This window comes from Allobosea sp. 01N443, from assembly GCF_056399325.1.
Map to the genome: position 1 here is coordinate 1 of NZ_JBFTRC010000299.1, position 6,337 is coordinate 6,337.

The 6,337-nt window shown below is 65.3% G+C and carries 6 protein-coding genes; 1 reads left to right on the plus strand and 5 read right to left on the minus strand.

Annotated elements, in window-relative coordinates:
- Positions 1-331, minus strand: a 331-nt coding sequence (locus tag AC1DRP_RS35050) for a VOC family protein (protein ID WP_476770949.1), incomplete at its 3' end; no start/stop codon positions are given.
- Between the two features lie 324 nt (positions 332-655).
- Between AC1DRP_RS35050 and AC1DRP_RS35055 the strand changes: the two genes are divergently transcribed.
- Positions 656-1,984, plus strand: a complete 1,329-nt coding sequence (locus tag AC1DRP_RS35055; RefSeq protein ID WP_476770950.1) for an NAD(P)/FAD-dependent oxidoreductase — start codon at positions 656-658, stop codon at positions 1,982-1,984.
- 142 nt (positions 1,985-2,126) lie between these two features.
- Here the strand turns inward: AC1DRP_RS35055 and AC1DRP_RS35060 are convergent, their stop codons facing one another.
- The 4 genes from AC1DRP_RS35060 to AC1DRP_RS35075 form a co-directional block, all read right to left on the minus strand.
- Positions 2,127-3,557: a M20 family metallopeptidase gene (locus tag AC1DRP_RS35060; protein ID WP_476770951.1), complete on the minus strand. Its 1,431-nt coding sequence runs from the start codon at positions 3,555-3,557 to the stop codon at positions 2,127-2,129.
- A gap of 232 nt (positions 3,558-3,789) precedes the next feature.
- Positions 3,790-4,569, minus strand: coding sequence for an ABC transporter ATP-binding protein (locus tag AC1DRP_RS35065; protein ID WP_476770952.1), 780 nt, complete (start codon positions 4,567-4,569; stop codon positions 3,790-3,792).
- Positions 4,563-5,396 (minus strand): FecCD family ABC transporter permease, encoded by an 834-nt coding sequence (locus AC1DRP_RS35070; RefSeq protein WP_476770953.1) that lies wholly within the window; start codon positions 5,394-5,396, stop codon positions 4,563-4,565. The genes AC1DRP_RS35065 and AC1DRP_RS35070 overlap by 7 nt, the downstream gene beginning before the upstream one ends.
- Positions 5,393-6,337, minus strand: a 945-nt coding sequence (locus AC1DRP_RS35075; RefSeq protein ID WP_476770954.1) for an ABC transporter substrate-binding protein, incomplete at its 5' end; no start/stop codon positions are given. The genes AC1DRP_RS35070 and AC1DRP_RS35075, both read right to left, overlap by 4 nt.

A 6,337-nucleotide genomic window follows, 5' to 3' on the forward strand; every position in this document is an offset into this window, starting at 1 on the left:
GCACGGGACCCAGGGCTTCGAGGCCACGGCTCTTGAGCTCGGCCGCGCCGGCAGCGGCATCATCCGTGGTGAAGGCAGCGCGCTCCAGCCCTTCCCGGTTCTTCAGATAGTCGCGGGTCGGCTTGTTCTGATCCGTCTCGGTCAGCACGCCGAGCAGCTCGAGATAGTCGTCTCCGAACATGATCGTATAGTTGCCGGTGCCAAGGATCGGCGAATGGGTGCCGCGCGGCGAGACCGTGAAACCGAGGCGCTCCCATTGCCGGGCAGAAGCATCGAGATCGCGGACGGTCACGACGACATGATCGAGACCGAGAATGTGCTTGAGCGACATGACGCCCCCTTTGACCAAGAACCCAACGGAAGCAGAGTTCATCCGAACCAACAGAGGGGCGCAACCACTTCGAGGTGACGTTTCCAGCAGCCCCCGCTGCGCGGCACACATAGCGTCCGGAGAATAGTATTTTCAACAACCCGAGCGAGAAAGCCTAAATTTGGTAGATTTCATTCGTCTTTGGCGAGAAAAATAGAAAACTGTTCTCCGCCAGGCAAATCGCTGGAACCAACCTACTTGCGAGCGGGCGGTCATGGCGGCAAGTATGCGCAAGCTCCTGCCAAACGGGTTTTGACCGGCCCGCCTTGCGAAAGATCGCCGCCGATGACTGCTCCGCCCTCCGTCGCCTGGCCTCCCTCTCTCTGGGCCGCCACCGCCCAGCCTGGGCCTGTGCTCAGCGCGCTCCAAGGGGATGTCCAGACCGATGTCGTGGTGATTGGTGCCGGCTTTACCGGCCTCTCGACCGCGATCCATCTCCGCGAGAGCGGCGTCGACGTCACGATCGTGGAGGCAGCCGAGCCCGGCTGGGGCGCCTCGGGGCGCAACAACGGCCAGGTCATCCCGACGCTTGCCGGCCACGATCCCTCCGCGATGGTGAAACGCCATGGCGAAGCCGGCGAACGCTTCAACGCGGTGCTGCGCGACAGCGCTCAGTATCTGTTCGACCTCGTGCGGAAATACGATATCCCGGCAGAGGCTGAACAAGCTGGCTGGATCCAGCCCGTCCATTCGCCTGGTCGCTTCAAGCTCGCCGAGAAGCGCGTGCGCGAATGGTCGGCAATCGGGGCACCGGTCGAACTGCTCGATCGCGCCGCTGCGGCGGAGATGCTCGGGTCGGATGCCTGGTTCGGCGGCTTCTGGAATCGCACGGGCGGTCATATCAATCCGCTCGCGCTGACACGTGGACTGGCCGAGGTCGCGCTGAAGCTTGGCACAACCATCTATGCGCGGTCTCCCGCCACCTCGATGAGCCATGCCAATGGCCGCTGGACGGTGAAGACCGCGCGCGGCTCGGTCACCGCTCGCGCGCTCGTGCTGGCGACCAATGCCTATACCGGCGAGTTCGAGCGCGATCTCGCCCCCGAGATCGCCAGCGAGGTCATCCCTGTTCTGTCCTGGCAGATGGCGACAAAGCCGGTCAGCGACAATATCGCCAAGACCGTCATACCGGGCCGCCAGGCGATGTCGGACACGCATCGCGAGCTCTATTTCGCCCGCTGGGACGCCCGCAACCGCCTTGTCACCGGGGGAGCGGCCGTGCTGCCGGGCGATGGCGGGGTCAATCTGCGGCCGCAGATCGCGGCACGGCTGAAAACACTCTGGCCGCAGCTCGGCGATGTCGAGTTCGACTATGTCTGGTCGGGCTATGTCGGGATGACCCCCGACAATCTGCTCCAGCCGCAGGTGCCGGGCTATCCGCGCATCCACCGTCTCGGGCCGGACGGCTTTGCCTGGGTCGGCTGCAATGGCCGGGCCGTTGCGCTGTCCATCTCGCTTGGTCGCGAGCTTGCCAGGGCGACGCAAGGCACGGCGATCGAGACGCYCGGCCTGCCCTTGTCCGAGCCAAAATCCCAGCCGTTCCGCGCGGTCGTGCGCCGGATCGCGCCGCTGGCGCTACCGCTCTATCGGCGGCTGGACGCGGCCGAGATCTAAGCACTCCTCGCACGAGGCTGGTGCGTGCGGCAGCACCCGCACCGATCGATCCGGAGCGCCGGCGCCATTTCGAACATCATCGCCCGGACGATGGCTCCGGGCGATCCTTGCTGAGCCAAAACGGCTCGTGGCCGATGCCCGCTCAATGAGCCGCCATGTCGAGCGGCGGTTCGATATCGTCGGTAATCGGGTTCTGGAACGGGTTCTCGGCGCGGAACGCAGCGAAATCAGCCTTGGCCGCCTTGAGCAGCGCCGGCTGGGACAGGACATCGACCGCGACGCCGGCCATGGCCTTGGCCGCAAGCGAGAGCCCCTTATGCGCCGCCGGCGCGAGGCCCTGCGCGACCAGCTGCCAGGAATGTCCGGGCGTGCCCACGGCATAGCAGGCGACGCGGCATTGCACGGTTGGAACGACCCAGCTCACAGTTCCAACATCGGTGGACCCCACGGAGAGGGCGGCGACATAGTCCAGCGGATAGATGTCGTCGCTGAGCGATTCCCCCTCCCGCACCGACAGACCGAAGCGGCCATAGGAGGCGCGGATATCCTCCTTCGAGAAGGTCTTCTGGAACTCTGCGGYGAAGGCGCGGTCAGCGGCATCGAAACCCGGCCCGCCGAGCCGGATGAGATTGGCGTGCATCGCCTCCTCGAGCGGACGGTTGCCCACGAGGTTGGCATCGCCCGACAATTGCTGCGCAACGACGGAAGTCTCCGTCATCAGAGCGGCGCCATCGGCGATCGCCTTGACCCGCCGCACCAGGTCCCACATCTCGCTGAGCGTCCGGGCGCGGATCAAATGACGCACGGTCGCCTGCGCCTGCACGACATTCGGCGCGATGCCGCCGGCATCGATGATCGCGTAATGGACACGCGCATCGCTCGGCATGTGCTCGCGCATGTAGTTGACGCCGATATTCATCAATTCGACCGCATCGAGCGCACTGCGACCGAGTTGCGGCGAGGCAGCTGCATGGGATGCACGGCCCCGGAAGGTAAACTCGACCTCGACACAGGCAAGTGAGATCGCCTTGCTGACGCCGGTGAATGAGGAGGGGTGCCAGCAGATGGCGACATCGACATCGTCAAACAGCCCGGAGCGCACCATGAAGCCCTTGGACGAGCCGCCCTCCTCGGCTGGGCAACCATAATAGCGCACGCGCCCCTTGATGCCCTTCGCAGCCAGCCAGTCCTTGACGGCAGTCGCGGCAAGCAAAGAGGCCGAACCGAGCATGTTGTGGCCGCAGCCATGGCCATTTCCCCCCAACATGATCGGGCGTTGCTCGGCGACGCCGGCCTCCTGGCTCAGTCCGGGCAGCGCGTCATATTCGCCTAGGATCGCAATGACCGGACCGTCCTCGCCCGACTCGCCGATCAGTGCCGTCGGAATACCGGCGACGCCCTTCTCGACACGGAAGCCCTCCTTCCCGAGCATCGCGGCGTGTTCGGCGGCCGAACGCTCCTCCTGATAATTCAGTTCGGGCACGGCCCAGACGCGGTCGCTAAGCTCGAAGAAAGCCGGACTCTTGGCATCCGCCAACCGCCAGATCTCGGCGGTGTTCTGCTGATCGGTCATATCCTGCTCCTGGCTCTTTCCTGCCCATGCCGTCGCGCGGCCGATCGTCCGGATCGGTGTCGGCGCGAACCTGCGTCTCGCTGTTGCGACCAAACGCCCAGCGCGACAAGCCGGCAAGAAGCATGAGCACGATCGGGTCATGCAGCCAGCGCAGGATCCCGCACGGGCAGGAACGCGCCCGGGCCGCCGGGCGTCAGAAGAGGACGACGTTGCCCGTCTGGACGGCCGATCCTTATGCGGCGTGGCGCGTGGAGCCCTCGACGACAACATAGGGCTCGCCGCTAGACAGGCCTTCGACGCGCGCCCTGACGCCATAGACCTCGTCCAGCAGCGACGGCGTCACGATCTCGCGCGGCGCGCCGATCGCGACCAGGCGCGTCTTGGCCAGGACAAGGACCCTGTCGGCGACGCGCAACGCCTGATTAAGATCGTGGATCGAGATCAGGACGCACATGCCGCGGTCCCGCGCCAGTCGACGCACGAGCGACAGCACTTCGAACTGGCGATGCAGGTCGAGCGCGCTCGTCGGCTCGTCGAGCAGGAGGATGTCCGGTTCGCGCGCCAGCGTCTGGGCGATCGAAACCAACTGGCGCTGACCGCCGCTGAGTTCCCCAAGCCCCCTGAAGGCGAGATCCTCGATCTCGAGATCGCGCAGCACGCAATCGATCCGCTTGAGCTCGTCATCGCTGACCGACCATGTCCCGCCCTGCTTGAAGGCGAGCAGGATCGATTCGTAAACCGTGAGCACTGCGTTCACCGCCGTATCCTGCGGCAGGTAGCAGGACAACGGCGCGCGGCGCCCGGGCACGGAGCTCTCGCCGGAAATGCTGACCTCGCCCGCCCCTGGCACAAGGCCGGCAATCCGTCGGAAGAGGCTCGACTTGCCGGCCGCGTTCGGGCCGATCACGGCAACGACCTCCCCGCCGCTGAGCAGCGGTGTGGTCACTTCGCTCAGAACGACCTTGCGGCCGTAACGGACGCCGACCTCGCGAAGCTGCAGGCCAACTACCATGACCGCTTCCGATTGGTCAGGATCAAGCTGAAGAAGAACGGCACGCCGATGAGCGCCGTTACGATGCTGATCGGGAAGATGAGGCCCGGTATCAGCGACTTGCTGACGACCGAGGAGGCCGAGAGGATGGCGGCACCGGCGAGCGCAGATGCCGGCAGGAAGAAGTTGTTCCAGCTTGCCTTCGTCAGGCTCCCCATCATCCAGAAGACCACAGCGCCGAGCGCCTGCTCCGAGGCGAAGAACTGCAGCAATGCGAGGAGGGCATTGAAGGTGAAGACCAGGGCGATGCCGAGCAAGATCACCGTCTCGGTCGTCACGCCGCGGGACTGGCTGAGCACATGGATCAGCATGGCCGCCCCCATCGCCGCGATGAAGGCGTTCAACGGCACGATATAATCGACGGCGAACGGCAGGATGGCGACGCCGAACACGAGCGCGAGCGCCGCGCCAAAACTGGCTGCAGCCGATATCCCAAGGGTAAACGGGCTGGCGAGCGGGTTATTCAGGATCGTCTGCATCTGGGCGCCCGCCATGGCCAGYGAGGCGCCCGTCACAACCGCCATCAACGCCACCGGCAGGCGGATGTCCCAGATCACGACGCGCACGGCAACCGGGACGCTGTCCGGCATCACGAGCGCACGCACGACATCGGACGCCGCATAGCGGGCCGGGCCGATCATCAGGTCGGCAATGAAGCTCAGCAGCAGCAGCAGAAAGAGCCCGGCGAGGATCATGCGCCGGCGCGCGTTCAGGGCGCGATAGCTCGCCCGCCCCCCGCCCTCGCGCACCGCCTCGGCAGCGGCGCCAGATATTCCGATCTCGCTCATCCCTTGGCCTCGACGGTCACCCAGTAGCCGGGCTGGTAAGGCAAGGGCAGAAAGCGCTCATGCAGGGCCTTCAGTGTGGCGTCAGCATCGACATCCCTGAACAGGTCGGGATGCAGCCATTTCGCGATCTCCTGGATCGCGACGAACTGGTAGGGGCTGTTGTAGAACTGGTGCCAGATGCCATGGACGCGGCCATTCCTGACGGCGGCCGTCTGCGCGAAGGCGGGGCGGCGCGACAGCGCAGCGAGCTTGCGGCGCGCCTCGATCAGGTCGACGCCGGGGCCAAGGCCGACCCAGGCCCCACCCGGGACATAGGCCTCCCAATTGCCGCCGGTGACGATGACGACATCAGGATTGGCGGCGACGACGGCCTCGGCATTGACCGTACCGAAGGTCCCGGGGATCAGGTCGCCCGCAAAATTCTTGCCCCCGGCGATCTCGACCATCTTGCCGAAATTCTCGTTGCCGAACGACATGCAGCAATCGTCGGAATAGCCCCCGGCGCGCTCGATCATCACGACCGGCCGCTTCAATGCCGTAGCCTTGGCAAGACGGTCCGTCACCAGCGAGATCTGCTCGGCCCGGAACGTGATGAAGTCCTCCGCAAGCGCCTCCTTGCCGAAGAGCTTGCCGATCAGCCGCATGGACGGTTCGGTGTTCTGGAAGGGCTTCTCGCGGAAATCGACATAGACGACGGGAATGCCGACGGAGGCGAGTTTCTCGACCAGCTTGGCCTCGTCGCTGGCGATCTTCGCCTCGACATTCAGGAAGAGAACGTCCGGCTTCAGCGCTATCGCCTGCTCGACGTCGAATGCGCCCTCCTTCATGCCACCGAAATTCGGCAGTTTGGCAATCGCGGGATAGCGGGCGAGATAGGCCTTGTAGCTGTCGGGGTCGGCTTTCGGCAGATCGTCCCGCCAGCCGACGACACGCTTGAACGG